Annotated in this window: 25 protein-coding genes; 11 read left to right on the forward strand and 14 right to left on the reverse strand. The window is 69.1% G+C overall.

Translation table 11 applies throughout. The features are described from left to right. Position 1 precedes the first annotated feature (1 nt). From AU194_RS27820 to AU194_RS27835, 4 genes are read right to left on the reverse strand one after another with little or no spacing between them, the layout of a single operon-like run. Complete coding sequence (locus tag AU194_RS27820) at positions 2-622, reverse strand: TIGR03085 family metal-binding protein (RefSeq protein WP_059092485.1); 621 nt, start codon at positions 620-622, stop codon at positions 2-4. Next, entirely contained in the window at positions 619-2,436 is a 1,818-nt protein-coding gene (locus AU194_RS27825; protein ID WP_059092605.1) for a glycoside hydrolase family 15 protein, read from the reverse strand. The genes AU194_RS27820 and AU194_RS27825 overlap by 4 nt, the downstream gene beginning before the upstream one ends. Next, positions 2,433-3,836, reverse strand: a complete 1,404-nt coding sequence (gene zwf, locus AU194_RS27830) for a glucose-6-phosphate dehydrogenase (protein ID WP_059092486.1) — start codon at positions 3,834-3,836, stop codon at positions 2,433-2,435. Before zwf ends, AU194_RS27825 begins: the two co-directional genes overlap by 4 nt. Positions 3,837-3,889: 53 nt before the next feature. After that, entirely contained in the window at positions 3,890-4,441 is a 552-nt protein-coding gene (locus tag AU194_RS27835) for a hypothetical protein (protein WP_059092487.1), read from the reverse strand. Positions 4,442-4,820: 379 nt separating this feature from the next. Here AU194_RS27835 and dnaK point away from each other — a divergent pair, with 379 nt between their 5' ends. The 4 genes from dnaK to AU194_RS27855 are packed head-to-tail and all read left to right on the forward strand — an operon-like array spanning position 4,821 to position 8,933. After that, entirely contained in the window at positions 4,821-6,686 is a 1,866-nt protein-coding gene (gene dnaK / locus AU194_RS27840) for a molecular chaperone DnaK (protein ID WP_059092488.1), read from the forward strand. Beyond that, positions 6,683-7,330, forward strand: coding sequence for a nucleotide exchange factor GrpE (grpE, locus tag AU194_RS27845; RefSeq protein WP_059092489.1), 648 nt, complete (start codon positions 6,683-6,685; stop codon positions 7,328-7,330). Before dnaK ends, grpE begins: the two co-directional genes overlap by 4 nt. Before the next feature lie 32 nt (positions 7,331-7,362). Further along, positions 7,363-8,541, forward strand: a complete 1,179-nt coding sequence (gene dnaJ, locus AU194_RS27850) for a molecular chaperone DnaJ (RefSeq protein WP_059092490.1) — start codon at positions 7,363-7,365, stop codon at positions 8,539-8,541. A 2-nt stretch (positions 8,542-8,543) separates the two neighbouring features. Next, positions 8,544-8,933 (forward strand): heat shock protein transcriptional repressor HspR, encoded by a 390-nt coding sequence (locus tag AU194_RS27855; RefSeq protein WP_059092491.1) that lies wholly within the window; start codon positions 8,544-8,546, stop codon positions 8,931-8,933. On the opposite strand, the gene AU194_RS27860 is transcribed toward AU194_RS27855, so the two are convergent. Genes AU194_RS27860 through AU194_RS27870 form a run of 3 tightly spaced genes read right to left on the reverse strand, consistent with a single transcriptional unit; the run spans position 8,930 to position 12,033 of the window. Next, complete coding sequence (locus AU194_RS27860; RefSeq protein WP_059092492.1) at positions 8,930-9,832, reverse strand: aldose 1-epimerase; 903 nt, start codon at positions 9,830-9,832, stop codon at positions 8,930-8,932. The genes AU194_RS27855 and AU194_RS27860 overlap by 4 nt on opposite strands. Positions 9,833-9,851: 19 nt before the next feature. Next, on the reverse strand, positions 9,852-11,018 hold the full coding sequence (locus tag AU194_RS27865; RefSeq protein ID WP_059092606.1) for an FAD-binding oxidoreductase: 1,167 nt from the start codon (positions 11,016-11,018) through the stop codon (positions 9,852-9,854). Between the two features lie 16 nt (positions 11,019-11,034). Next, complete coding sequence (locus AU194_RS27870) at positions 11,035-12,033, reverse strand: hypothetical protein (RefSeq protein ID WP_059092493.1); 999 nt, start codon at positions 12,031-12,033, stop codon at positions 11,035-11,037. Positions 12,034-12,131: 98 nt separating this feature from the next. On the opposite strand from AU194_RS27870, the gene AU194_RS27875 reads away from it, so the two are divergent. After that, on the forward strand, positions 12,132-12,758 hold the full coding sequence (locus AU194_RS27875) for a TetR family transcriptional regulator (protein WP_197417767.1): 627 nt from the start codon (positions 12,132-12,134) through the stop codon (positions 12,756-12,758). On the opposite strand, the gene AU194_RS27880 is transcribed toward AU194_RS27875, so the two are convergent. From AU194_RS27880 to AU194_RS27900, 5 genes are all read right to left on the reverse strand, one after another. Next, positions 12,755-13,420, reverse strand: a complete 666-nt coding sequence (locus AU194_RS27880; protein WP_059092495.1) for a GAP family protein — start codon at positions 13,418-13,420, stop codon at positions 12,755-12,757. The genes AU194_RS27875 and AU194_RS27880 overlap by 4 nt on opposite strands. Positions 13,421-13,438: 18 nt before the next feature. Beyond that, on the reverse strand, positions 13,439-14,056 hold the full coding sequence (locus AU194_RS27885) for a hypothetical protein (protein ID WP_059092496.1): 618 nt from the start codon (positions 14,054-14,056) through the stop codon (positions 13,439-13,441). Between the two features lie 100 nt (positions 14,057-14,156). Continuing rightward, positions 14,157-14,621, reverse strand: coding sequence for a hypothetical protein (locus AU194_RS27890; RefSeq protein ID WP_059092497.1), 465 nt, complete (start codon positions 14,619-14,621; stop codon positions 14,157-14,159). Next, complete coding sequence (locus AU194_RS27895; protein ID WP_059092498.1) at positions 14,618-14,947, reverse strand: type VII secretion target; 330 nt, start codon at positions 14,945-14,947, stop codon at positions 14,618-14,620. Before AU194_RS27895 ends, AU194_RS27890 begins: the two co-directional genes overlap by 4 nt. 13 nt (positions 14,948-14,960) lie before the next feature. Further along, on the reverse strand, positions 14,961-15,728 hold the full coding sequence (locus AU194_RS27900; RefSeq protein ID WP_059092499.1) for an EspA/EspE family type VII secretion system effector: 768 nt from the start codon (positions 15,726-15,728) through the stop codon (positions 14,961-14,963). A gap of 138 nt (positions 15,729-15,866) precedes the next feature. On the opposite strand from AU194_RS27900, the gene AU194_RS27905 reads away from it, so the two are divergent. The 6 genes from AU194_RS27905 to AU194_RS31515 all read left to right on the forward strand — a co-directional run bounded on the left by AU194_RS27905 (position 15,867) and on the right by AU194_RS31515 (position 22,630). Continuing rightward, on the forward strand, positions 15,867-16,655 hold the full coding sequence (locus AU194_RS27905; protein ID WP_231743601.1) for a DUF2510 domain-containing protein: 789 nt from the start codon (positions 15,867-15,869) through the stop codon (positions 16,653-16,655). A gap of 117 nt (positions 16,656-16,772) precedes the next feature. Then, positions 16,773-19,319 (forward strand): ATP-dependent chaperone ClpB, encoded by a 2,547-nt coding sequence (clpB, locus tag AU194_RS27910; protein WP_059092608.1) that lies wholly within the window; start codon positions 16,773-16,775, stop codon positions 19,317-19,319. A gap of 138 nt (positions 19,320-19,457) precedes the next feature. After that, positions 19,458-20,306 carry a trehalose monomycolate transport factor TtfA gene (gene ttfA / locus AU194_RS27915; RefSeq protein ID WP_059092500.1) on the forward strand — a complete coding sequence of 283 codons (849 nt, stop codon included), beginning with the start codon at positions 19,458-19,460 and terminating at the stop codon, positions 20,304-20,306. A 13-nt stretch (positions 20,307-20,319) separates the two neighbouring features. Next, positions 20,320-21,093, forward strand: coding sequence for an SDR family oxidoreductase (locus tag AU194_RS27920; protein ID WP_059092501.1), 774 nt, complete (start codon positions 20,320-20,322; stop codon positions 21,091-21,093). A gap of 6 nt (positions 21,094-21,099) precedes the next feature. Beyond that, positions 21,100-21,993 carry a hypothetical protein gene (locus AU194_RS27925; protein ID WP_059092502.1) on the forward strand — a complete coding sequence of 298 codons (894 nt, stop codon included), beginning with the start codon at positions 21,100-21,102 and terminating at the stop codon, positions 21,991-21,993. Continuing rightward, entirely contained in the window at positions 21,986-22,630 is a 645-nt protein-coding gene (locus AU194_RS31515; protein ID WP_082698881.1) for a TrmH family RNA methyltransferase, read from the forward strand. The genes AU194_RS27925 and AU194_RS31515 overlap by 8 nt, the downstream gene beginning before the upstream one ends. Here the strand turns inward: AU194_RS31515 and AU194_RS27940 are convergent. Continuing rightward, positions 22,523-24,100, reverse strand: a complete 1,578-nt coding sequence (locus AU194_RS27940) for an MFS transporter (RefSeq protein ID WP_059092505.1) — start codon at positions 24,098-24,100, stop codon at positions 22,523-22,525. The two genes, AU194_RS31515 and AU194_RS27940, sit on opposite strands and share 108 nt — an antisense overlap. Continuing rightward, positions 24,097-24,639 carry a TetR/AcrR family transcriptional regulator gene (locus AU194_RS27945; protein ID WP_059092506.1) on the reverse strand — a complete coding sequence of 181 codons (543 nt, stop codon included), beginning with the start codon at positions 24,637-24,639 and terminating at the stop codon, positions 24,097-24,099. The genes AU194_RS27940 and AU194_RS27945 overlap by 4 nt, the downstream gene beginning before the upstream one ends. Between the last annotated feature and the right edge of the window lie 25 nt (positions 24,640-24,664).

Consider the following 24,664-nt stretch of genomic DNA (forward strand, 5'->3'; position numbering starts at 1 on the left):
CCTACAGACCCTTGGGGGCGTCTTGCAGCGCCTGCACGTCGGCCGGGTCGCCCTCGAACTCGACGCGGGCCTGGCGGCCGACCGCGAACAGCAACAGTTCCTCCGGCCGTCCCGTCACCGTCACCGCGCCGCCCTTCCCGGCGGTCACCAGCGTCTTGCCCTCCGGGGTGCGCAACGCCACCCGAGCGGGCGCTTTGGCCAGCGTCACCCGCGCCATCAGCGACAGTGTGCGGGTCAGCCCCTTGACCGTCGCGTCGTCCAGCGTCCGCGGCTCCCACCCCGGCTGCGCCCGCCGCACGTCCTCACAGTGGATGAACATCTCAGCGAGGTTGGCGATCGGGTCGAGCAGTTTGAACGGCGAGAACATCGGCGGGCCTGCGGCGATCTTGTCCAGCAGCGCATCCCAGTCGTTCGACTGCGCCGCCTGGTTCTGCACCTTCTCGGTGTACTTCGCCAGCGCCGGCACCGCGATCCCGGCCGAGGCGTCGGGCCGGTGCTCGCGGACGTAGAGGTGGGCAGCCAGGTCGCGGGTCGTCCAGCCCGCGCACAGGGTCGGCGCGTCCGGCCCCTGCATGCGCATGGCGTCGACGAGCGCGGCGCGCTCCCGCTGGGCGGCGGTCATGGTGTTCCTCCAGATTCGTCGAGGGCACGGTCGAGGTTGATCGCGGCGCTGATCAGCGATAGGTGGGTGAAGGCCTGCGGAAAGTTGCCGACCTGTTCGCCGGTGCCGCTGACCTGTTCTGCGTAGAGCCCGACGTGGTTGGCGTAGGTGAACATCTTCTCCAGGGCCAGCCGGGCGTCCTCGAGGCGGCCCGCGCGGGTGAGCGCCTCGACGTACCAGAACGAGCAGATCGAGAAGGTGCCCTCGTCACCGTCGAGGCCGTCGCTGCCGGGCTCATAGCGGAACACCAGGCTGTCGGTCACCAGGCGACGTTCGACGGCGTCCAGCGTGGACAGGAACCGGGGGTCGGCCGGCGACAGGAATTTCAGCATCGGCATCAGCAGTACCCCGGCGTCGAGGTCGCTACCCCCTTCGACACGGGTGAACGCCTGTAGGTCGTCGTTCCAGCACTTCGTCATGATGCGGTCGTAGATCTCGTCGCGGGCCTTGGACCACGACACGATGTCCCCGGGCAGCCCGCGCGTCCGCGCGATCCGGATGGTGCGCTCGATCGCTACCCAGCACATCAACCGTGAGGTGGTGTACGGGCGGTCGTCGTCGCGGATCTCCCACATGCCGGCGTCGGGCCGGTCCCAGTTCTCGGCGACCCAGTTCACCACCTCGGTGGTGTCGCGCCAGCCGTCGTGGCTGATGCCCGGGCCGTACTTGTCGAACAGGTAGACCGAATCGATGATCTCGCCGTAGATGTCGAGTTGCAGCTGACGCGCGGCGGCATTGCCGACGCGCACCGGCGCCGAATCGCGGTAGCCGCGCAGATGGTCGAGTTCGGCCTCCTCGGGCAGGTTGCCATCGATGTCGTAGAGCACCCGCAGCGGTCCGAGCGTGCCGTCGTCGGCGCCGTTGCGTTGGCCCATGCGTTCGGACAGCCAGCGGATGAATTCCCTTGCCTCGGACATGAATCCGAGCCGTAGCAGGGCGTAGGTGCTGAACCCGGCGTCGCGGACCCAGACGTAGCGGTAGTCCCAGTTGCGGGTGCCGCCGACCGGGGCGGGCAGGCTGGTCGTCGGTGCGGCGATGATCGCGCCGCTGGGTTCGTGGCTGAGCAGTTTGAGAGTGATCGCCGAGCGGTGCACCACCTCGCGCCAGCGACCGGTGTAGGTGGACTGCGCCAACCAGCGGTGCCAGAACGCGGTGGTGGCTGTCAGCAGATCGTCGGTCGAGGAGACGGCGTCGGGGGCGACGTCCTCGTCGGGGCCGAGCATCTCGAGGATGAACACGGCGGTGTCGCCGGTGCTCAATTCCACGTCGGCGGTGACGGTTCCGTCGTCGATGTCGAGATCGGCCGACGCGCTGAGCCCCATCCGCACGCCGTCCCCGGTGAGTAGGACAGCGTCGCCGCGGCGTTCGGCCCGGCAGGTCGTGCGCGCGTAGTCGGGGCGGGCGTCGAGACGCATCCGGATCCGCAGGGTGCCGCGCACACCGCTGACCCGCCGCACCAGGCGCTGCCGCGGCGCGGCATCGCCCTCGGGCACCGGCATGAAGTCGTGCACCTCGGCGACGCCGTCGGCGGTGAGGAAGCGGGTGATCAGCACCGCGGTGTCGGGGTAGTAGAACTGGTGGGTGCGGGTGACGCCGACCGCGGGTGCGAGTTCCCAACGGCCGCCGTCGGATTCGTCGAGGATCGCGGCGAAGATGCTGGGCGCGTCGAACCGCGTCGGGCAGAACCAGTCGATGGTGCCGTCGACGCCGACCAGCGCGCAGCTGCGCAGGTCCCCGATCAGCCCGTGGTCGGCGATGCCGAGCGGCTCACTCATCGCCGCAGCCGCCACCCGTCCGCGCCGGGCAGCGCCAGCGCTTCGTCGGGACCCCACGATCCGCGCCCGTACGGGCGCGGCTGCGGCGGCGCGTCGAGCACCGGCTGGCACACCTGCCACAGCCGGTCCACCTCGTCGGCGCGGGTGAACAGCGTCTGGTCGCCGCGCATCACGTCGAGCAGGAGCCGTTCGTACGCCTCGAGCGGAGTGTCGTCGGAACTCTGTTCGGCCAGTCCGAGATTCAGCTCGAGCGGCATCAGAGCCAGGTCGGGGCCGGGGCGTTTGGCCTGTAGCTCCACCTCGAATTCGGGGGAGTCGGTGAGTTCGAGGACCAGCTGGTTGGGGCGGTGCTCCTCACCGAAGAGTGCGGTCGGCGGGGTGCGAAACGTCAGCGTGACGGTGCGGCGGGTGGCTGCGAGCGCTTTACCGGTGCGCAGGTAGAACGGCACGCCCTGCCAGCGCTCGGTGTCGACGAACGCCTCGAGCGCGACGAACGTCTCGACGGCCGAATCGTCGTCGACCCCGTCTTCGTCCCGGTAGCCGTCGTACTGCCCGAACACCACCCGGTCGGGGTCCAGAGGCCGCATGGCCTCGAACACCTTGGCCTTCTCGTTGCGCAGCGACACCGCGTCGAGGTGGACGGGCGGCTCCATCGCGACGAAGCCCAGCACCTGGCACAGGTGGGTGGAGATCATGTCGCGGAAGCAGCCCGTCGACTCGTAGAAGCCGCCGCGGCCCTCGATGGTGAGTTCCTCGGGCACGTCGATCTGCACGGAGGTGACGTGGCTGCGGTGCCACGCGGGTTCGATGAGGCCGTTCGCGAACCGCACCGCGAGGATGTTCTGCACCGCCTCTTTGCCGAGGAAGTGGTCGATGCGGTACACCTGATCCTCGCTGACCACCTCTTTGAGCGCCGCGTCGAGGTCGCGCGCCGATTGCAGGTCGGTGCCGAAGGGTTTCTCGACGACCAGTCGGGCGCCGTCGGTGAGTCCCTCGCGGCCGAGCATCGTGATCATCGGCTGCATCGCCTTCGGCGGGACGGACAGGTAGATCATGGTGCGGGCGTCGTCGCCGAGCTCCTTCTGCGCGGTGCGCACGGCGTCGGCTAGTTCGGCGCCGTCGTCGCTGTCGGAGGTCTGAAAAGACAAGCGCGACAACAGTGTTGACAGCACGTCGTCGTCGATGTCGGCCACCGAGTCGCGCAGTCCACCGCCGATGCGGTCGCGGAATTCGTCGTCGCTGCCGGGGGAGTGCCGTCCGGATCCGATGATCGCGTACTCCTCGGGCAGCCGGCCCGCGGCGGCAAGCCGGTACAGCCCGGGGAAGAGTTTGCGTTTCGCGAGGTCGCCGGTCGCGCCGAAGAGGACGAAGACGTGGGGCGCGGGGCGCGGTTCGCTCATGGGGCCAAGGTGCCCGGCGGGCGGCGGGTCTCAAACGGGCTATGACGGGAAAGTCAGAAAGTCTGGACGCCTTCGACGGCGACGACCATGCCGTGGCGGGTGCGGTCGTTGGTGATGCGGGTGCCGTCGGCGCTCGCGTCGATGGTCCAGCCGACCGCGGCGTAGCGGCGGTAGTCCAGCGTGACGGCCGGGATGTCGCCGAGGTTGCCGACGACCCATTCGGTCTGTCCGTCGGGCGTCAGGCGCACGCCGTTGGCCGGCAGCCCGTCGACCTCGGGGGCGTTTGTGAACTGCGCTTCGCAGCCGACCTCCGTCGCGGACAGCTGGCAGCGCGTCTTGCCGGACTTGGTCTCGATGAACACGTAGCCGTTCTGCGGGCTGAGCACCTCGGCGGCTTGTGGCGGCGCGGACGTGCCGGAGGGAGCGGGGGTGACGGTGCGCGGCGGTGCCGCCGTCGGGCTGGGGGTGCGCGACGGGCGCGGGGTCGCGATGGTCGGTTCGGTCGGCGAATCGGGGCTGCGCACGGCGGTCCCGGTGGTGTCGGACTGGCAGCCGGCCAGCAGCGCCGCGACGGCGAGCGCACATCCGGCCAGGCGCAGCTTCACCCGGTAAACCCTACGGCGTATGGGGTGCGAGTGACTGAAGTGACGCGCGCATCATCTCGGTGTAGCCGTCGGCGAGGCCCCGCAACTGCTCCCCGTGAGCAGGAACTGACGTAGGTCGACAGCCGGAACATCCCGGGGGCGATCTCGTCGACGGTGGTGTCCATGCGTCAATCGTCCGCCTGCCGGGGTCCGCGGTGGTCGTTGTCGGCGAATCGCCTCGGCCGGGAACAAATCGTGGCCGGCCGACCGTTGGAGGTATCGACAAGTTGAGCGAATCACACTCAAGTCTGGGTTGACAGTCGGGCGTCCGGCGGAGCAGTCTTGAGCCCGGTCCGCTCAGACCCACAAACGTAGTAGTCGGTAACAAGGAGGACAAACCATGGCTCGTGCGGTCGGAATCGACCTCGGGACCACCAACTCCGTCGTCGCGGTTCTGGAGGGTGGCGACCCCGTCGTCGTCGCCAACTCCGAGGGCTCGCGCACGACGCCGTCGGTCGTCGCATTCGCGCGCAACGGCGAAGTGCTGGTCGGCCAGCCCGCCAAGAACCAGGCGGTGACCAACGTCGACCGGACCATCCGGTCCGTCAAGCGCCACATGGGCACGGACTGGACCGTCGAGATCGACGGTAAGCAGTACACCGCGCAGGAGATCAGCGCGCGCACGCTCATGAAGCTGAAGCGCGACGCGGAGAGCTACCTCGGCGAGGACATCACCGACGCGGTGATCACCGTTCCCGCGTACTTCAACGACGCCCAGCGTCAGGCCACCAAGGAAGCCGGCCAGATCGCCGGCCTCAACGTGCTGCGCATCGTCAACGAGCCGACCGCGGCGGCCCTGGCCTACGGCCTCGACAAGGGTGAGAAGGAACAGACCATCCTGGTCTTCGACCTCGGTGGTGGCACCTTCGACGTGTCGCTGCTCGAGATCGGTGAGGGTGTCGTCGAGGTGCGCGCCACCTCCGGTGACAACCACCTCGGTGGCGACGACTGGGATCAGCGCGTCGTCGACTGGCTGGTCGAGAAGTTCAAGGGCACCAGCGGCATCGACCTGACCAAGGACAAGATGGCGATGCAGCGGCTGCGTGAGGCCGCGGAGAAGGCCAAGATCGAACTCTCGAGCTCGCAGAGCACCTCGATCAACCTGCCCTACATCACCGTCGACGCGGACAAGAACCCGCTGTTCCTCGACGAGCAGCTCACCCGCGCCGAGTTCCAGCGCATCACCCAGGATCTGCTCGACCGCACCCGCAAGCCGTTCCAGCAGGTCATCAAGGACGCGAACATCTCGGTCGCCGACATCGACCACGTGGTGCTCGTCGGCGGTTCGACCCGTATGCCCGCGGTGTCCGACCTGGTCAAGGAGATGACCGGCGGTAAGGAGCCCAACAAGGGTGTGAACCCGGACGAGGTCGTCGCCGTCGGCGCCGCCCTGCAGGCCGGTGTGCTCAAGGGTGAGGTCAAGGACGTCCTGCTGCTCGACGTCACCCCGCTGTCGCTGGGCATCGAGACCAAGGGCGGCGTGATGACCAAGCTCATCGAGCGCAACACCACGATCCCGACCAAGCGGTCGGAGACGTTCACCACCGCCGACGACAATCAGCCGTCGGTGCAGATCCAGGTGTTCCAGGGTGAGCGGGAGATCGCCTCGCACAACAAGCTGCTCGGCAGCTTCGAGCTGACCGGTATCCCGCCGGCTCCGCGTGGTGTGCCCCAGATCGAGGTGACCTTCGACATCGACGCCAACGGCATCGTGCACGTCACCGCGAAGGACAAGGGCACCGGCAAGGAGAACACGATCCGCATCCAGGAGGGCTCCGGCCTGTCCAAGGAAGAGATCGACCGGATGATCAAGGACGCCGAGGCGCACGCCGACGAGGACCGCAAGCGTCGCGAGGAAGCCGACGTCCGCAACCAGGCCGAGACGCTGGTCTACCAGACGGAGAAGTTCGTCAAGGAGCAGCGTGAGGCCGAAGGTGGCAGCAAGGTCCCCGAGGACGTGCTGACCAAGGTCGACGGCGCGATCTCCGAGGCCAAGACGGCGCTCGCCGGCACCGACATCGGCGCGATCAAGGCGGCGATGGAAAAGCTCGGCACCGAGAGCCAGGCGCTCGGCCAGGCGATCTACGAGGCCACCCAGGCCGAACAGGCCGCGGGCGGCCCCGCCGACGGTGCGGGCAGTGGTACCAGCAGCGATGACGACGTCGTGGATGCCGAGGTCGTCGACGATGACCGGGAGAACAAGTGAGCGCAAGCGATCCGCAGGAGCCGGTGACCGTCACCGACAAGCGGCGCATCGATCCCGTGACCGGTGAGGTCCGCGATCCGGCGAAGGCGTCGGCCCCCACGGGGCCGGCGCCGGAGCAGGCGCCGGCCGCAGACCAGTCCTCAGCGCAGGCGAGCGACACCGACGAGGTGGCCGAGCTCAAGAGCACCCTGCAGCGCGTGAAGGCCGAGTACGACAACTACCGCAAGCGCACGCTGCGCGATCAGCAGTTGATCGCCGATCGCGCCAAGGTATCGGTCGTCAGTCAATTGCTCGGTGTGCTCGACGATCTCGACCGTGCCCGCAGTCACGGTGACCTGGAGTCCGGTCCGCTCAAGGCGGTGGCCGACAAGCTCTCCGGCGCACTCGAACAGCTCGGGCTGACCGCGTTCGGCGACGAGGGCGACGAGTTCGACCCCGCGCTGCACGAGGCCGTCCAGCACGAGGGCGACGGCACCCATCCCGTGGTGGGGACCGTCATGCGCCGCGGCTACAAGGTCGGCGAGCAGGTGGTCCGGCACGCGATGGTCGGCGTCGTCGACACCGTTCCCGCGGACGGCGATACGCCCGACACGGCCGAGAACGCCGACGGCGCAGCCCAACAGGCAGCAGAATCAGACAACTAGACAACGAGAGAAAGGTGAGGAGGTGACGCGGCATGGCCCAACGCGAGTGGGTGGAGAAGGACTTCTACAAAGAACTCGGCGTCTCCTCTGACGCCAGCGCGGACGAGATCAAGAAGGCCTATCGGAAACTGGCCCGCGATCTGCACCCCGACACCAACCCGGACCCCAGTGCCGCCGAGCGGTTCAAGGCGGTGTCCGAGGCGCACAGTGTGCTGTCGGACCCCGCCAAGCGCAAGGAGTACGACGAGACCCGCCGGCTGTTCGCCGGCGGTGGTTTCGGGCGCGGCCGCTTCAACGGCGGCACTGGGGGATTCGGGGGTTTCGGCGGCGGCGACGGTGGGGTCGAGTTCAACCTCAACGATCTGTTCGACGCCGCCGGGCAGACCGGGGGCGCCAACATCGGCGACCTGTTCGGTGGTCTGTTCGGGCGGGGCGCCTCACCGCGGCCCAGCCGGCCGCGGCGCGGCAACGACCTCGAGACCGAGACCGAACTCTCGTTCCTGGAGGCCACCAAGGGCGTGGCGATGCCGTTGCGGCTGACCAGCCCGGCGCCGTGTACGAACTGCCACGGCAGCGGTGCCCGGCCGGGAACCAGCCCGAAGGTGTGTCCGAACTGCAACGGCGCGGGTGTGGTCAACCGCAACCAGGGCGCGTTCGGGTTCTCCGAACCGTGCACCGAGTGCAAGGGCAGCGGCTCGATCATCGAGCACCCCTGCGGGGAGTGCAAAGGCACCGGTGTCACCACCAGGACGCGCACCATCAACGTGCGCATCCCACCGGGTGTCGAGGACGGGCAACGGATCCGGCTGGCCGGTCAGGGCGAGGCCGGTCTGCGCGGGGCGCCCTCGGGCGACCTGTACGTGACCGTGCACGTACGCCCCGACAAGGTCTTCGGCCGCGACGGGGACGACCTCACCGTCGCGGTCCCCGTCAGCTTCCACGAACTGGCGCTCGGCACAACGCTTTCCGTGCCCACTCTGGAGGGGAAGGTCGGCGTGCGGGTGCCCAAGGGCACCTCCGACGGGCGGATCCTGCGGGTGCGCGGGCGCGGTGTGCCCAAACGCGGTGGCGGACATGGTGATCTGCTGGTCACCGTCAAGGTCGCGGTGCCGCCGAACCTCGAAGGTGAGGCCGCCGAGGCGCTCGAGGCCTACGCGAAGGCTGAGCGCGCAAGCGGATTCGATCCGCGGGCCGGCTGGGCGGGGGCGTGACGATGGCGGCCAAACGTAACGAGGAAGCACGCACCTTCCTGATCTCGGTGGCCGCGGAGCTGGCCGGTATGCATGCGCAGACCCTGCGCACGTACGACCGGCTCGGCCTGGTCAGCCCGCAGCGCACCTCCGGCGGCGGCAGGCGCTACTCCGAACGCGACGTCGACCTGCTCCGCGAGGTGCAGCGGCTGTCGCAGGACGAGGGCGTCAACCTCGCCGGAATCAAACGGATCATCGAACTGACCAACCAGGTCGAGGCGCTGCAGGCCCGCGTCAAGGAACTGGTCCGCGAAGTCGAGGACCTGCGCGCCAACCAGCGCCGCGACCTCGCGGTGCCCACCAAGAGCACCGCGCTGGTGGTGTGGCAGCCGCGGCGCGGCCGCGACCGCTAGACGACGCTGATCGAGAACCGGCTCGTCGCGGGTGCGCCGGGTTCGGCGACCCGGTAGGTCTCGCGGCGCAGCGCATCGGTCGGCGCGGCCATCGGCTCGACGGCCACCAGGTCGTCGGCGCCCGGGGCGAACAGCTGCGCGGCCGGATAGCCGGTGTGGAATCGCATCTCGATGCGGCGGTCACCGCCGGACAGCGTGAACACCGCACCGTCGGCGACCTCGTCGAACCCGTCGTCGAGTTCGGTGTCGCCCAGCATCTGGCCGCCGCCCGCCCATGGCGCTGTGGCTCCGGTCGGGATGCCCCAGTCGTCCACCGGCAGGTGGCGCATCGGCGGCGTCTGCAACTCCCACTGTGCCCGCGGCACATCCTGCAACTGCAGATACGGGTGGAACCCGTAGCAGAGTGGGACCGCCGTGGTGGCCGTCGCCGTCACCGTGGTGTCCACGGTCAGCGTGCGGTCGGCCAGCGTCACCGACAGCCGCAGGACGTGCGGGAACGGGAACGTCGCGAGCAGCCGCGGTCTGTCGGCCCAGTTCACCTCGGCGACAAGGGTGTTGGCGGTCTTCTCGACCACCACCCAGCCCGGGTAGGCGCCGAGCACGCCGTGGATCGGCACCCCGTGCTCGTCGGTGCGTACCCCCGCGACCCCCGGCGTGAGCGTCACGATGCCGCCCTCGATCGGGTACTTGTTCGTGCTCAGCCGGTTGGCCCACGGGTAGAGGATCGGGATCCCCATCGTCTTGCCGCTGGTGATGTAGGCCTGCACCCCGCGGCGCTGGCCGAGGAACTCGATCTCGCCGTCGGCCAGCGAGGTGCAGATCATCCCGGCGCTCGGCACGTACGTCGCGGTCACCGAGGACGAGGGGTCGTGCAGGGTGACTGGGAGGTGTTCGGCCACGCCGCCAGTGTGGCACGGCTCAGGTGGTGAGCGGGTCGTGCTGTATGCGCTCCGGCGGCGCCCCGCGGGCGATCAGCGCCGCCTTGGTGGCCTCGGTCATCGCCGCGCTGCCGCAGATCAGGATCTGCCGGTCACCCCAGTTGCCGTACCGCGTGACCACCTCCGGGAGCCGCCCGGTCTGCCGGACGTGCAGGCCACGGGGTGGTGTGGGGTCGGGGTAGTCGGCGGCCCACGGCGGGTCGGTGGCGTACTCCGACACCGGCGTCACCGACAGCCAGGGGTTGGTCGAGGCGATCTGCCACAGCGTCACGAGGTCGTACAGATCGCACGGGAACCGCCCACCGAAGAACAGGTGCACCCGCGGGTTCACCCCGAACCGCGTCATGTCCATGATCAGCGTCCGCAGCGGCGCGAGCCCGGTGCTGCCCGCGACCATCAGCACGTCGCCGCAGTCGCGGTCGACTTCCAGGCTGCCGTGCGGATTGGACATGCGCCACCGGTCCCCGACGCGGGTCTCGTTGACGATCGCGGTGCTGACCATGCCGCCGGGCACCGAGCGGATGTGGAATTCGATACCGCCGCCGGGTTCGGTGGGGATGGCCGGGCTCAGGTATCGCCAGCGCCGCGGCCACTGCGGCACCTGCACGGTGACGTACTGGCCCGGGTGATAGGCCAGCGGCCGGTCCAGTTGCAGTCGCACCACCGAGACGTCCCGGGTGGCGCGGATGTGCTCGACGACGGTGCCGTCGCAGTACGGCGGGCCGTCCTCGGCCTCGGCCGCCCCGCGCATCACCCCGGTGGCCAGCGCGACGGCGTCGCGAGCCACCTCGTCGAGCCGCTGCGACCACTGCTCGTCGAGCCCGTTGCGCAGCGCTGCGTACAGCGCCTCACCCATGGAGTCGTAATGACGTTGGGCGACACCGTATTTGCGGTGGTCCCGACCGAGCTGGGCGAGGAACGCCACCGGCTCCTCGGCGCGCTGGGCGATCAGCTCCCCGAACAGCCAGGTCATCGCCTCGGCGAACACGGTGCGCTGGCGCGCCATGTCCGGCGGGAAGAGGTCGCGCACGGACAGGTCGGCGGCGAACCAGCGGGTGTAGAAGTCGGCGATCAGACGGTCGGAGCCCCGACGGGGATCGACCGCGTCGCGCAGTACGGCCAGCGCGTCACGGTCGTCGAGTCCCACGTCGTGCGAGTGTAAGTCAGCCGGCTGTGCGCGCCCGTTCCCGCAGCGCAGCCACCGCGACGAGCGCCGCACCCGCCACCGCCCAACAGACCGCGACCACGATCGCCGAGGTCGCCCCGGCCCCGCCGAAGTACGCCGTCGACCGCAGCAGCGTGGCCGTCGCACCCTGGGGCAGCCACTGCCCGACCTCGCCCCAGCCGCTCGGCAGCATCTCCGGCGCGCTGTTCAGCCCCGACAACGGATTGCCCAGCAGTAGCGCCAGCGCCGCGCCGCACGCCAGGCCGACGCGGCCGAACAGTGAACCCAGCCCGAGGATGGGCAACCCGCAGGCGAGCAGCCCGAGTGTCAGACCCGCCGTCACACCCCAGAAGTTCTGGTCGAACGAGCCGAGGACGTAGTACAGGAGCGCGGTGATCGTCCACGCAGCGACAACGCTGAAGACGACGGCCGTGGCCAGCCGGGTCCAGACCTCGCGGCGCAGCGCGAACACCAGCGCGACGGCCGGCAGGATGCCGGCCAGGGTGATCGGCAGCGCCGAGGCGGCCAGTCCGGTGCCGCGCGGGTCGGCCGCGGGCAGCGGTGCGACGTCCTCGACGGCGGGTGCCCGACCCGTCTGCGCGGCCATCCCCGTGCCGAGCTGGGTCAGCGCCTGCGCAACGGCCGGACTGCCACCCGAGGCGATGAGCAGGCGTGGTCCGTCGGGGCCGAGGGAGAGGCCGCCGTAGACGTGGCGGTCAGCGATGGCCTCGCGCAGCTGCTGTTCGCCCGGGTAGTAGGTGACCGCGAACGCGCCCGGCGCCCGCTCGTCGAGCATCGCCGCGACCTGCCCGTTGGCGGCCTGCGGTCCGGCGACGCCGATCGGGACGTCGTGCGGCCCGGATTTGGCCGCGGGCAGCGCGAACGCGAGCGCGACGATCGCGATCACCGCGCACAGTGCGACGACGATGCCTGCGGCACGGGCGGCCGGCGGCGGTTCGTGGCGGGTGGCCGCGTGAGGGGATGACGTCGTTGTCATGGCCCGCTCCTTTTCACTCGGTGTTGAAATCTTCCGGCACGAGCGTATGCCTGCCGCGGGTTTTATTCAATAGCAGTTGAAAATGATACTGTCGTCGTATGCCCTCACCTGCGAAGACGACCCGCCGCCGTGGCCGCCGCCAGGGGGAGCCGGTGTCCCGGGAGGCCGTGCTCGCTGCCGCCAAGAAACGGTTCGCGGTCGACGGCTATGAACGCACCACGCTGCGCGCCATCGCCGACGACGCGCACGTCGACCCGTCGATGGTGCTGTACCTGTTCGGTTCGAAGCTCGACCTGTTCCGCGAGTCGCTGCGGCTGATCCTCGACCCGGAGCGGCTCGTCGAGGCGTTGTCGGCGGCGGGCGACGACGTGGGCACCCGGATGGTGCGGGTGTATCTGCAGATCTGGGAGTCGCCGGAGACCGGACCGAGCATGGTCGTGATGCTGCAGTCGGCCACCTCCAACAGCGAGGCGCACGAGGCGTTCCGCAGTTTCATGCAGACCTACGTGCTCACCGCGGTCTCCGGGGTGCTCGGCGGCGACGACACCGCGCGACTGCGCGCGATGCTGGCCGCCACCACCCTCGTCGGCACCGCGATGCTGCGTTACGTGATGAAGATCCCGCCGCTGGCCACGCTGCCCGGCGACCAGCTGGTCACGCTGCTCGCCCCGACCATCACGCGCTACCTGACCGCCGACGCCGAGGAACTCGGGCTGCCCGGCTAGAGGGCGTGAATCCCCTTGTACAGCACCAGGAGTCCGATCACGACGAGGATCACGGCCATCAGCGTGGCGTGATTGCGCTCCATCCAGTCCTTGAGCCGCGCGAGGGGTTCGTCGAGGCGCCCACCGGACACCACGTAGGCCAGGATCGGCAGCGCCACAGTCGAACCCGCGACCACCGCGAAGTACACCACCGCCAGCCATACCGCATCACCGAGGCCGGCCGACCCGATCGCCAAACCCGCTGCCACGCAGAGGAACAACACCTTCGGGTTGGCGACGGTCAGCACGGCGGCGGTGCCCGCGGCCTTGACGGGCGTCAGCGTCGTCATGCTGCGCAACCACTTCGGCTGGTGTGCGGAGGCATGCCTGCGCACGAACCGCACGATGCCGAAGACGACGAGTGCGGCGCCGATCACGATGCGCAGCCACGACGCCCAACTCGGCGGCTTCTCGAACCCGCCGATCGCGCCGGACACCGTCACGAAGATCGCCGTCAGCGCAGCAAGACCGATCAGCCACCCCGCCACGAACGCCAACCCGGTCGGTCGCGGCCGCGGCGTCTGCAGCATCAGCACCGCCGGAATGATCGACAACGGCGACAGCGCGATCACCAGGGCCAGCGGAATCAACTCGGCCAGCACCGAACCCCAACTACCCGTCATGGGCGGAAAGGTAGCGCGTCAGGAGCCGTCGAAGTGGTTGCAGCCCAGCGTGTCGACGAAGGTGGGGCCCAGCAGGGCCAGTTCGTTGCGGTAGTCCTCGGCCCATCCGCTGAACGGGTGGAACGCCAGGTGCTCATTGCGGAACCGGTCGTCCTCGGACACCTCGGTGGTGCAGAACGACGGGATCACCAGATCGACGACGGGGGAGTTGCGTTCGACCTCGGCGAGCACCAGGGGTGCGTTGGCGGCGAGGAACCGGTCGATCACCCAGCCGTCCTCGCCCAACCACACCGAGGACCGGACCTTGAGCACCACGTGCTCGGCGCGCGAGACGATCTGCCCGGCGACGAGGGGATCGAGGTCGCGTTCGGCCTCGTAGCGGGTCCCGCCTGCGGCAGGGCCCTTGGCGGTCATGGTGCCGATCGCCTCGTCGCCCAGCGCGGCGACGAGTTCGGCGGGGGAGGCGTCCAGTTCGGCCGGCGCCGGGCCCTGCAGGCGGACCCGGACCGCGTAGCCGTCGGCGGCGAACAGGTAGGCCTGGGCGATCAGGACCGGGCTCGGGTCGGAGGCGGCCACCGCGGGCATATCGCCGACGAGGAACTTCCGTTCGTACTCGAAGTCGCCGAACTCGGACATACTGCACGCTAACCCGATTGCGTTCGTTCCGGGGGCGACGGCGCGTTCGTGTCGGCCGGCGAGTTCCGCGCTTGCTTCGCAGACGATCCACGCGCGTGGATCAGCGGTAGCGAGCGGCCAACTCGGCCGCGGAAGCGCCCGCTTCGTCGGGCGTCGGCAACCGCAGTCGGTGCCGCAGCAGATCGTCGACCGACGCCCGGTCCTGACCCTGGGCGCGGAACATCGTGGAGAACAGTTCGTAGGCCCCGGCGCCCGCGCGCTGTGCCGCCACTTGTGCAACGGCCACGATCTCTGCGGCGAGTTCGGTCTTGGTCAGTGCACGCACCGCGGGCGTCAGGTCGATGCGTTGGCATTCGCCGCCCAGCAGGGCGGTGACCGTGATGGTTCCGGACGGATTGGCCGCGACGAACGCCAGATCCTGCGCGGGGTCGTCGCTGTCGTCCGTGCCGGTCGGGTTGAAGGCGTCCAGGGCGTCGAGTTCGTGGCCCGCGTCCTCGTCGAAGTGCGGGGTGAACGCGTCGAGGGCGGCAAGTTCGTCGTCGTCGAATTCTCGCTCGTCCGTCATGGTGCAGGTCGCATTCCGCCGTCGAGTTCGTCACTGGATTCGGAATCGGTCGTGGCGTACTGCGCGATGGCGGTGTGCAGGCTCGATTGCAGCGATGTCGACACGAACTCCATTGCCGCGCACGCATCCGCACGCGCCTTCTCGGCCTTGGCGGCCGCGCCGGAAGCGGGTGCGCATATGTTGCCGTGGCTGGTCGCCACAGAGGCCGCCACCCCTTGAGTCACCGGAGCGGCCGAAGCGATCTGACTCGCTGCGCCGCCCTGCTTGTCCGCAAGGTCCTGGAGATGCATTGGGTCGAGACGCAATTCGTCGAACGGCGAACTCATCGAAGTCGTCCCCTCACATGTTGACCGGGTAGCAGCCCCGGCTCACGGCCTCGTAGATGCTTGTTGCGTCATCGATGGTCTTGGCGGCCCGTTCCGAGGCTGCGCGCATCTCCTTCATGTACCAGAAGCACGTGGGCAGGGAGACTCCGACGACCGACATCTCGATCTCGAGGGATATCACCTTGCCCACTCGCGGAATGGCTTTGGCTGCGATCGCGGGGATGATCGCGTTGCCCATCATCGTCGCCGCGTTGTTGAGGATGCGTCGAGTGTTCTCCACCGTTCCGGCCTCGGCCGACAGCGCATTACTCACGTCGATGTCTGCGTCAACCATCATCCGAGCGCGCGCCAGTTGTTCGGCATTCGCCTCCGCATAAGCGTCCGAGGCTGCGCCCTGCCAGCGGGCGTCGGGTGACGCTGTCTTGAGGGTTTCGATCGCTTCGTTGAAGAGCTGGTAACCCTTGTCATAGCCCTCGCCCCGGTCCGGTGGTGTCGTCCATCCACACAGCACCTGCATGCCCAGCACCGTCTTCAGGCCCGCGGCGATGATCGGCGTCTGCTTGGCCTTTGGAAGGAAGAACTCCGCGACGCTGGCAACTTCGGCGGCGTCGGCGGCGAGATTCCAGAGCGCGTCCGGACCGGAAGACTCCACGGCCTCGGCAACGGTCACGATGTTGGTCAACATCTCACCGGCCTCACCGATAGGGCCGAAGGGGTCGAATTTCCGCATCGTGCCGCCGACCTTCTCCAGCACGTCGCCGAAGTCGTCGAAGATCCCCACAGCCCTCCGTTCTGATTTGCCGAAATCAACGTACCAGCGCGGTCAGCATCGACAATGCGCCAATTTGATGCTTGCTCGGACCTCGGCGATCGATAGGATCAACTCTTCGCCGAAACGGCGTCAAAGGTGGAACGGAGGTTGGCCATCGAGAACGAATCGGTACCTAGCCCGGGTCCGGGATGGTTCACCGATCCGTGGGATCCCCGGCAGCTGAGGTACTTCGACGGACACCAGTGGACGGATGGCGTCGCGCCCACAACTCCGACGGCGGGGTTTCCGATCGGAGAGCCGGTTCTGGTGTTGCGCGCCATCCCGTGCGGCCGCGACGTCGACGTCTCGTGCGCGCTGGAAACGGCAACCGGCCATCAGGTGGGCCTGATCCGTCCGCGCGGGAACCGGTTATCCGGCATCGACCGCGAGATCGCCGATCTCGGGTACGAAGTCGTCGGCGCGACGGGCGCAGGAGTCCTGTTCTTCACGCGGTTGGGCGGTTTGGCCCGCAAGCACAGCATCGTGGTCAGCGACCCGGCAGGTCGAACCCTCGGTCGCATCCGCCAGACGAGCTCGGTCTGGCGGCAGATTCGCACACCGCGTCTCGCCGTCACGCTCGAGGCCGGTGATCGGGAACTGGCCACGACAGAGATCTGTATCGATCCTCGCGATCGCTTCGCAGCGGTCTGCCAGCCCATCCACTCGACTGCCGGCCCGGCGATCGCCACCGTGGAACGGCGCTGGCGATATGCCGGGACGAGTAACGACTTCTTCGATTACACCCTCACGTGCACGCAGCCCACCGGCCACCCATTGCCCGAACTGCTGCTGGCCACGGCCTTCGCACACTGTTTGTACGACCGCCTCGCCGTCGGTGGGCCACTGGAGACCTACCAGAGTTTCGGCCGGGGTGGTACGTGGCACGACGCTCGCTGAACGGTTCTTCGCCGCTAGCCGCACGTGCCGAAAAAAGTTAAAGTTGAGCGGAACAGACTCAACCTTGACCACGTTGTGTATGGCGAGAACCATTCCAACCAGAGGATCGGAGGTGTCGTGGACTCATTCAACCCGACGACCAAGACCCAGGCGGCGCTGACTTCGGCGTTGCAGGCGGCCAGCGCCGCAGGCAACCCGCAGATCGTGCCCGCCCATCTATTGATGGCACTGCTGACACAGAATGACGGCATTGCCGCACCCCTCCTGGAGGCCGTCGGCGTCGAACCCGCGACGATTCGCACCGAGACGCAACGCCTCCTCGACCGGCTGCCCAGCGCCACCGGCGCCAGCGCGCAACCGCAGTTGAGCCGTGAATCGCTGGCCGCGGTCACCGCCGCCCAGCAGCTCGCGACCGAGATGGACGACGAATACGTCTCCACCGAGCACCTGATGGTCGGCTTGGCCAGCAACGACACCGACGTCGCCAAGCTGCTGACCGGCCACGGCGCATCGCCGCAGGCGCTTCGTGAGGCATTCGTCAAGGTCCGCGGCAGCGCCCGGGTCACCAGCCCGGACCCCGAGGGCAGCTACCAGGCGCTGGAGAAGTACTCCACCGACCTGACCGCCCGCGCCCGCGAAGGCAAGCTCGACCCGGTGATCGGCCGGGACACCGAGATCCGCCGCGTGGTGCAGGTGCTGTCCCGTCGCACCAAGAACAACCCGGTGCTGATCGGTGAGCCGGGCGTCGGCAAGACCGCGATCGTCGAGGGCCTGGCCCAGCGCATCGTCGCGGGTGACGTGCCGGAGAGCCTGCGCGACAAGACCGTCGTCTCGCTCGACCTGGGCTCGATGGTGGCCGGCTCGAAGTACCGCGGTGAATTCGAGGAGCGGCTCAAGGCCGTCCTCGACGACATCAAGAATTCGGCCGGGCAGATCATCACGTTCATCGACGAGCTGCACACCATCGTCGGCGCCGGCGCCACCGGCGACTCCTCGATGGACGCCGGCAACATGATCAAGCCCATGCTCGCCCGCGGTGAGCTGCGGCTGGTCGGTGCGACCACGCTCGACGAGTACCGCAAGTACATCGAGAAGGACGCCGCGCTGGAGCGCCGCTTCCAGCAGGTCTACGTCGGCGAACCGTCGGTGGAGGACACCGTCGGCATCCTGCGCGGCCTCAAGGAGCGTTACGAGGTGCACCACGGTGTGCGCATCACCGACTCCGCGCTGGTCTCGGCCGCCACGTTGTCCGACCGCTACATCACCGCCCGCTTCCTGCCGGACAAGGCCATCGACCTGGTCGACGAGGCCGCGTCCCGGCTGCGCATGGAGATCGACTCCCGGCCCGTCGAGATCGACGAGGTCGAGCGGCTGGTCCGTCGCCTCGAGATCGAGGAGATGGCGCTGGCCAAGGAGGAGGACGACGCGTCCAAGGAGCGGTTGGAGAAGTTGCGCGGTGAGCTCGCCGACCACAAGGAGAAGTTGGCGGAGCTCACGACCAGGTGGCAGAACGAGAAGAACGCCATCGACATCGTCCGCGAGCTCAAGGAGCAGCTCGAGACGCTGCGCGGGGAGGCCGACCGGGCCGAACGCGACGGCAACCTCGAAAAGGCCGCCGAACTGCGCTACGGCCGCATCCCCGAGGTCGAGAAGAAACTCGACGCCGCGGTGCCGCAGGCCGAGGCGCGGGAGGACGTCATGCTCAAGGAGGAGGTCGGCCCCGACGACATCGCCGAGGTGGTGTCCGCGTGGACCGGTATCCCCGCGGGCCGCATGCTCGAGGGCGAGACCGCCAAACTGCTGCGCATGGAGGACGAACTCGGCAAGCGGGTCGTCGGCCAGAAGAAGGCCGTGCAAGCGGTCTCGGATGCGGTGCGGCGCTCACGCGCCGGCGTGGCCGACCCGAACCGGCCGACGGGATCGTTCATGTTCCTGGGTCCGACCGGCGTCGGTAAGACCGAGCTGGCCAAGGCGCTGGCGGAATTCCTGTTCGACGACGAGCGCGCGATGGTCCGCATCGACATGAGCGAGTACGGCGAGAAGCACTCGGTGGCTCGGCTGGTCGGCGCCCCTCCCGGCTACATCGGCTACGACCAGGGCGGTCAGCTGACCGAGGCGGTCCGCCGCCGCCCGTACACGGTGATCCTGTTCGACGAGATCGAGAAGGCCCACCCGGACGTGTTCGACGTGCTGTTGCAGGTGCTCGACGAGGGCCGGTTGACCGACGGTCAGGGCCGCACGGTCGACTTCCGCAACACCATCCTCATCCTGACGTCCAACCTGGGCGCCGGCGGTACCGAGGAGATGGTGATGGCGGCGGTGCGCTCGGCGTTCAAGCCCGAGTTCATCAACCGGCTCGACGACGTGATCATCTTCGACGGGCTCAACCCGGAGGAGCTGGTGTCGATCGTCGACATCCAGCTGCAGCAGCTGTCCAAGCGGCTGGCGCAGCGCCGGCTCACACTCGAGGTGTCGCTGCCTGCGAAGAAGTGGCTCGCCCAGCGCGGGTTCGACCCGCTCTACGGCGCCCGGCCGCTGCGCAGGCTGATCCAGCAGGCCATCGGTGACCAGCTGGCGAAGATGCTGCTGGCCGGCGACGTGCACGACGGCGACATCGTGCCGGTCAACCTCAGCCCGGACGGCGAATCGCTGGTCCTGGGCTAGCCACCCCCACCCGAGATCAGGGTTGTGCACGCCGAAACGGCCATCGGCGTGACATAACCCTGATCTCGGCGTGCGGAAATAAGGTTGTGACCAACTTGAGTTCGGGCGAACGCGGTACCAGCAAGTAGGCTAGGTCCGATGGTCCCGCTCTGGTTCACGCTGTCTGCGCTCTGCTTCGTGGGTGCAGCCGTGCTTCTCTACGTCGACATCGATCGTCGACGCGGGCTCGGCCGACGCCGGAAGTCGTGGGCCAAGTCGCACGGCTTCGACTACGAACACGAATCCGCCGACATCCTCAAACGCTGGAAACGCGGCGTGATGTCCACGGTCGGTGACATCACCGCCAAGAACGTCGTGCTCGGCCAGATCCGCGGCGAGGCGGTGTTCATCTTCGACCTCGACGACGTGGCCACCGTGATCGCGCTGCACCGCAAGGTCGGCACCAACGTGGTGGTGGACATGCGGCTCAAGGGCATCAAGGAGCCCCGCGAGAACGACATCTGGCTGCTCGGAGCCATCGGGCCCCGGATGGTGTATTCCACCAACCTCGACGCCGCCCGCCGCGCCTGCGACCGCCGCATGGTCACGTTCGCCCACACCGCGCCCGACTGCGCCGAGATCATGTGGAACGAACAGCACTGGACGCTGATCAGCATGCCGGTCACCAGCACCCGCGCCCAGTGGGACGAGGGTCTGCGCACCGTGCGGCAGTTCAACGATCTGCTGCGCGTGCTGCCGCCGATCCCGCAGACCGACTCCGTCCAGGCCGTCGCCCGGCGCAGCGGTTCCCCGAGCCGCCCGCTCGTCCCGGCGCCGCCGCGCCAGCCTGAAGGCGCCCAGCTCCAGGGTCGGCCCGGCCCTGGCCGTCCCTACGCCCAGCGTCCGGATGCCGGCCGCCCCGACGGTCCGCCCGCGGCCCGCCCGGACGCCGCGCCGCGCACCCCGCCTGCGCGCAACGGGCACAGCTCGCCCAACTTCCAGCGCTGAGACCGCCCACTCGATGCCACGCCCCGTCGCTCTGATCACCGGACCGACCTCCGGCCTCGGTGCCGGCTTCGCGCGCCGCTACGCCGCCGACGGCCATGACCTCGTTCTGGTCGCCCGCGACGTCGCCCGCCTCGACGAGCTCGCCGACGAACTACGCATTCACGGCGGCGCCGTGGAGGTGCTACCGGCCGACCTCGCCGACGCCGACGACCGTGCCAGGGTCGCCACCAGGCTCTCCGAGGGCGTGGACGTGCTGGTCAACAACGCCGGGTTCGGCACGGCCGGGGAGTTCTGGACCGCCGACTATCCGCTGCTGCAGTGCCAGCTCGACGTCAACGTCACCGCCGTCATGCAGCTCACCCACGCCGCGCTGCCCGCGATGCTCGACAAGCACGCCGGCACCGTGATCAACGTCGCGAGCGTTTCCGGTCTCCTGCCGGGCCGCGGATCGACGTACTCGGCGTCCAAGGCGTGGGTGATCTCGTTCTCCGAGGGGCTGGCCAACGGTCTCGGCGGCACGGGTGTCGGCGTGCACGCGCTGTGCCCCGGCTTCGTCCGCACCGAATTCCACGCACGGGCCGGCATCGAGATGTCGGGCACCCCGGCGTGGATGTGGCTGCAGGTCGACGACGTCGTCGGGGACTGCCTCGCCGACGTCGCCAAGGGCAAGGTCGTCATCGTGCCCAGCGTGCAGTACAAGGCCATGACCACCGTCAGCCGGCTGGTGCCGCGCTCCCTGGTCCGGGTGATGACCAGGACCGTGGGCCGCGGCCGCGGCCGCACCTGATCGCCGGTGCGCGCGTTCGTCGCCGTCTGCGTGACGGTTCTCCTCGTCGCGGTCTCGGGCTGTTCGAAGACCGAGGCCGCCACCGACGTCTACGCGGCACCGACGGCGAAAGTCGGTGAATCGCTAGCCGTTTCGGGCTGGAACATCAGCGTGTCCAACATGCGTTTCGAAGGCGACCACGTGCTCGTCGACGTCGACGCCGCGCACTCCGGGGACGGCACCCCGGTGCCGCCGGAGTCGTTGCGGTTCGGGCTCTACGGTGCGCTCGTGCACCCGATCGAGGCCAACGGGATCGGCGGCTGTCAGAACGTCGACTCGCTGTCCATCACCCCGATGTCGGCGCCCAGCCCCGACCGTCTCACCGGCACCGTCTGCCTGGGCCCGCAGCGCGACCAGAGCCAGGTGCGCGGCGTCTACGCGTACTCGCCACAGGACCGGATGCCCGGCACCACGGTCGCCTATGCCGCGGCGTTTCCGGTCGGATTGCTGCCTACCAGCGACGAGACCGGCCTGACGCTCAAATCCACCAGCCTCGACGCGTTCCGCGCCGACGGCGCCCAACTGAACCAGAACGCGCTCGGCGATCCGGAGGCGTTCACCGGCAACGGCTACATGTTGCTCGGACTCGAGATCACTGGGCTGGCAAGCCGATACCGCGACGAATCGGCCCAGCGGGGCGGCCCGCTGATGGTGGTCGTCGCGCCGACGATGCCCGGCAAGGGGCTCAGCTACGCCTGTTCGGCGTACGGGGCGTCGATGCTGGTGCTGCCCGACGCCTCGCGGGACGCGGTCAACGTGCGCGGATCCCTGTGCACCCAGGGCGAGATCAACCAGGCGCTGCTGTTCGCGTCGGTGTCGGTGATCGGCACCCACGCCGCGCTGTGGACCCGCGATGGATGACCGCAAGGGTCCGACCGAATGGGGTGAGGGGCCCGGCGTCGGGCCCTGGGTGGGGGAGCTGCCCGACGATCCGCGCTACGACCCGGACCTGTTGCGCGACGGCGACACCCGCAACGTCGTCGACGCCTACCGGTACTGGACGCGCGAGGCGATCATCGCCGACATCGACCGCCGCAGGCATCCGCTGCACATCGCGATCGAGAACTTCGGCAACGACGCCAACATCGGCGCTGTGGTCCGCACGGCCAACGCGTTCGCCGTCGACACCGTCCACATCGTCGGTCGACGGCGCTGGAACCGCCGCGGCGCCATGGTCACCGACCGGTACCAGCGGCTGCGCCACCACGACACCACCGCCGAGCTGCTGGCCTTCGCCGCTGACGCGGATCTGGTCGCGGTCGCGGTCGACAACGTGCCCGGTGCCGTGCCGCTGGAGACGACCGCACTGCCGCGGAACTGCCTGCTGATCTTCGGGCAGGAGGGTCCCGGGATCACCGACGACGCGAAAACCTCAGCGCGGCTGACGGTCTCAATCGCGGCCTTCGGCTCGACACGCAGCATCAACGCGGGCGTCGCCGCCGGTATCGCCATGCACACCTGGATCGTCCAGCACGCCGACCTCGGCCAGGCGTGGTAGCCGGTCCCGCAGCAGGACCCACACCGTCGCCGCGGAGACGAGCATGAGCACCGCACCCACCCCGGAGGCGATCGCCAGCCCGCTGCTGAACGAGGCGCGCGCCGCGTCGAGCAGTGCGTTCGCCTGTCCGGCGGGCAGTGTGGTCGCCACTTCGCTTGCCGCGGCGAGGGATTCGCGGGCCTCGGTGGCGACACGGGGAGTGACGCCTGCGGGCACGGTCATGGTGCGGTACACCCCGGCCAAGATCGAACCGAGCACCGCGATGCCCAGCGCCGTGCCGAGTTCGTAGGCGGTCTCCGAGACGGCGGCCGCCGCGCCGGCGCGATCGCGCGGGACGATCGAGAGGATGACGTCGCTGGCGACGGTGAACGCCAGGCCCAGCCCCACACCGACGACGAACAGTGCGACGCCAAGGTGCAGGTACGGCGACCCCGGATGGATCGTGGTCAGCGTGGCCATCGCGACGCCGACGAGCGCGAGACCCGTCGTCAGCACCGACCGCTTCGTGAAGCGGCGCACCGCGAACCCGGCCAGCACACCGAAGACCGTCGCGGTCACGGCGGCGGGCAGCTCGGCGAGCCCGGCGCCCAGCGGGCTGTACCCCTGCACCAGCTGGAAGTACTGGGAAAGGAAGAACACCAGACCCGAAAGGCCCAGCACCGACAGTAGATTCGCGCCGACCACGCCCGAGTAGGCGCGGTTGGCGAACAGCCGGACGTCGATCACCGGGCTCGGCAGCCGCAACTGCCTGCGCACGAACGCCGTCAACGCCGCGGCGCCGACGACGAACGCGACGAGGGCGCCGAGTTCCGGACCGTGCGCGGCGGTCTCCTTGATCGCGTAGACGACGCCGAGGATGCCGGCCATCGACAGCGCGACGCTCGGCAGGTCCCACGGTCCGGGTGCGGGGTTGCGCTGCTCGGGTAGCAGCGTCACCCCGCCGACGATCAGCACGGCCATCACCGGCGCGTTGATCAGGAACACCGAACCCCACCAGAAGTGTTCGAGCAGCACGCCGCCCACCATCGGGCCGAGCGCCGCGCCCGCCGAGAACGTCGACGCCCAGATGCCCACGGCCAGCGAGCGTTCACGCTCGTCGGCGAAGATGCCGCGGATCAGGGCGAGGGTGGCGGGTGCCAGCGTGGCGCCTGCGACACCGAGCAGGGCGCGGGCGCCGATCAGCGCCTCGGCGGTCGGCGCGTACGCGGTCACGACCGAGACGACACCGAAAAGCGTTGCCCCGCAGACCAGGAGCTTGCGGTGACCGATGCGGTCGCCGAGGCTGCCCATCGTGATGAGCAGGCTGGCGAGGACGAACGAGTAGAGGTCGCCGATCCACAGCATCTGGGTGCCGGTGGTGTGGAGGTCGGCGCTGATGAACGGGGTCGCCAGCGCCAGGACGGTGCCGTCGATGCCGATGACCAGAACGGCCAGGGTGAGGACGCCGAGCGCGAGCCAGCGGCGGGTCATGAGGTCTGTACTCCAGTCAGAAGAAGTTCGGTGATCATGTGCTCGAAATCGCGGCTCGCGGCCCGGCCGACCTGAATGCACCAGCCCGCGCCGCCCACGAGGCTGTAGAGCGCTTCGGTGAGCCAGGCCGCGGTCAGGTCGGGGCGGAACTCCCCGGCGCGCTGACCGCGCTCGAACAGCGCGGTGATCGCGGCGTCGGCCTCGGCCCAGCCCTGCATCGACTGGTCGCCGTCGACGTCCTGGCTCTGGCTGTACAGCAGCGCCAGGTAGGGCGACACCGGACGGCAGGCGGCGACGAGCCGGCGCAGCGCCTCGGATGCGGAGCCTTCGTCCAGCCGGGCGGCCGCGACCGCGGTGCGCATCTCGGAGATCGCCAGCTCGTCGAGGGCGGCCAGCAGGGCCGGTTTGCCGGCGAAGTGCCGGTGCAGGGTGGCCCGGCTGACGCCGGCGGCGGCGGCGATCTCGTCCACGGTCGCGTTCGGGCGGCGGCCGAGGAAGTCGGCAGCCGCACGCAGCACGCTCTCGCGATCCGTGGCCATGAAACGATAGTATCTCAAGTGAGAC

Source organism: Mycobacterium sp. GA-2829 (assembly GCF_001499965.1).
Classification (GTDB): Bacteria; Actinomycetota; Actinomycetes; order Mycobacteriales; family Mycobacteriaceae; genus Mycobacterium.

Bases quoted from the DNA above. Each gene is read 5' to 3' on its own strand.
- AU194_RS27820 (WP_059092485.1), bottom strand. From the start codon at position 622: ATGACCGCCGCCCAGCGGGAGCGCGCCGCGCTCGTCGACGCCATGCGC.
- AU194_RS27825 (WP_059092605.1), bottom strand. From the start codon at position 2,436: ATGAGTGAGCCGCTCGGCATCGCCGACCACGGGCTGATCGGGGACCTG.
- zwf (WP_059092486.1), bottom strand. From the start codon at position 3,836: ATGAGCGAACCGCGCCCCGCGCCCCACGTCTTCGTCCTCTTCGGCGCG.
- dnaK (WP_059092488.1), top strand. From the start codon at position 4,821: ATGGCTCGTGCGGTCGGAATCGACCTCGGGACCACCAACTCCGTCGTC.
- dnaJ (WP_059092490.1), top strand. From the start codon at position 7,363: ATGGCCCAACGCGAGTGGGTGGAGAAGGACTTCTACAAAGAACTCGGC.
- AU194_RS27855 (WP_059092491.1), top strand. From the start codon at position 8,544: ATGGCGGCCAAACGTAACGAGGAAGCACGCACCTTCCTGATCTCGGTG.
- AU194_RS27870 (WP_059092493.1), bottom strand. From the start codon at position 12,033: ATGACAACGACGTCATCCCCTCACGCGGCCACCCGCCACGAACCGCCG.
- AU194_RS27875 (WP_197417767.1), top strand. From the start codon at position 12,132: ATGCCCTCACCTGCGAAGACGACCCGCCGCCGTGGCCGCCGCCAGGGG.
- AU194_RS27880 (WP_059092495.1), bottom strand. From the start codon at position 13,420: ATGACGGGTAGTTGGGGTTCGGTGCTGGCCGAGTTGATTCCGCTGGCC.
- AU194_RS27885 (WP_059092496.1), bottom strand. From the start codon at position 14,056: ATGTCCGAGTTCGGCGACTTCGAGTACGAACGGAAGTTCCTCGTCGGC.
- AU194_RS27890 (WP_059092497.1), bottom strand. From the start codon at position 14,621: ATGACGGACGAGCGAGAATTCGACGACGACGAACTTGCCGCCCTCGAC.
- AU194_RS27895 (WP_059092498.1), bottom strand. From the start codon at position 14,947: ATGAGTTCGCCGTTCGACGAATTGCGTCTCGACCCAATGCATCTCCAG.
- ttfA (WP_059092500.1), top strand. From the start codon at position 19,458: ATGGTCCCGCTCTGGTTCACGCTGTCTGCGCTCTGCTTCGTGGGTGCA.
- AU194_RS27920 (WP_059092501.1), top strand. From the start codon at position 20,320: ATGCCACGCCCCGTCGCTCTGATCACCGGACCGACCTCCGGCCTCGGT.
- AU194_RS31515 (WP_082698881.1), top strand. From the start codon at position 21,986: ATGGATGACCGCAAGGGTCCGACCGAATGGGGTGAGGGGCCCGGCGTC.
- AU194_RS27940 (WP_059092505.1), bottom strand. From the start codon at position 24,100: ATGACCCGCCGCTGGCTCGCGCTCGGCGTCCTCACCCTGGCCGTTCTG.
- AU194_RS27945 (WP_059092506.1), bottom strand. From the start codon at position 24,639: ATGGCCACGGATCGCGAGAGCGTGCTGCGTGCGGCTGCCGACTTCCTC.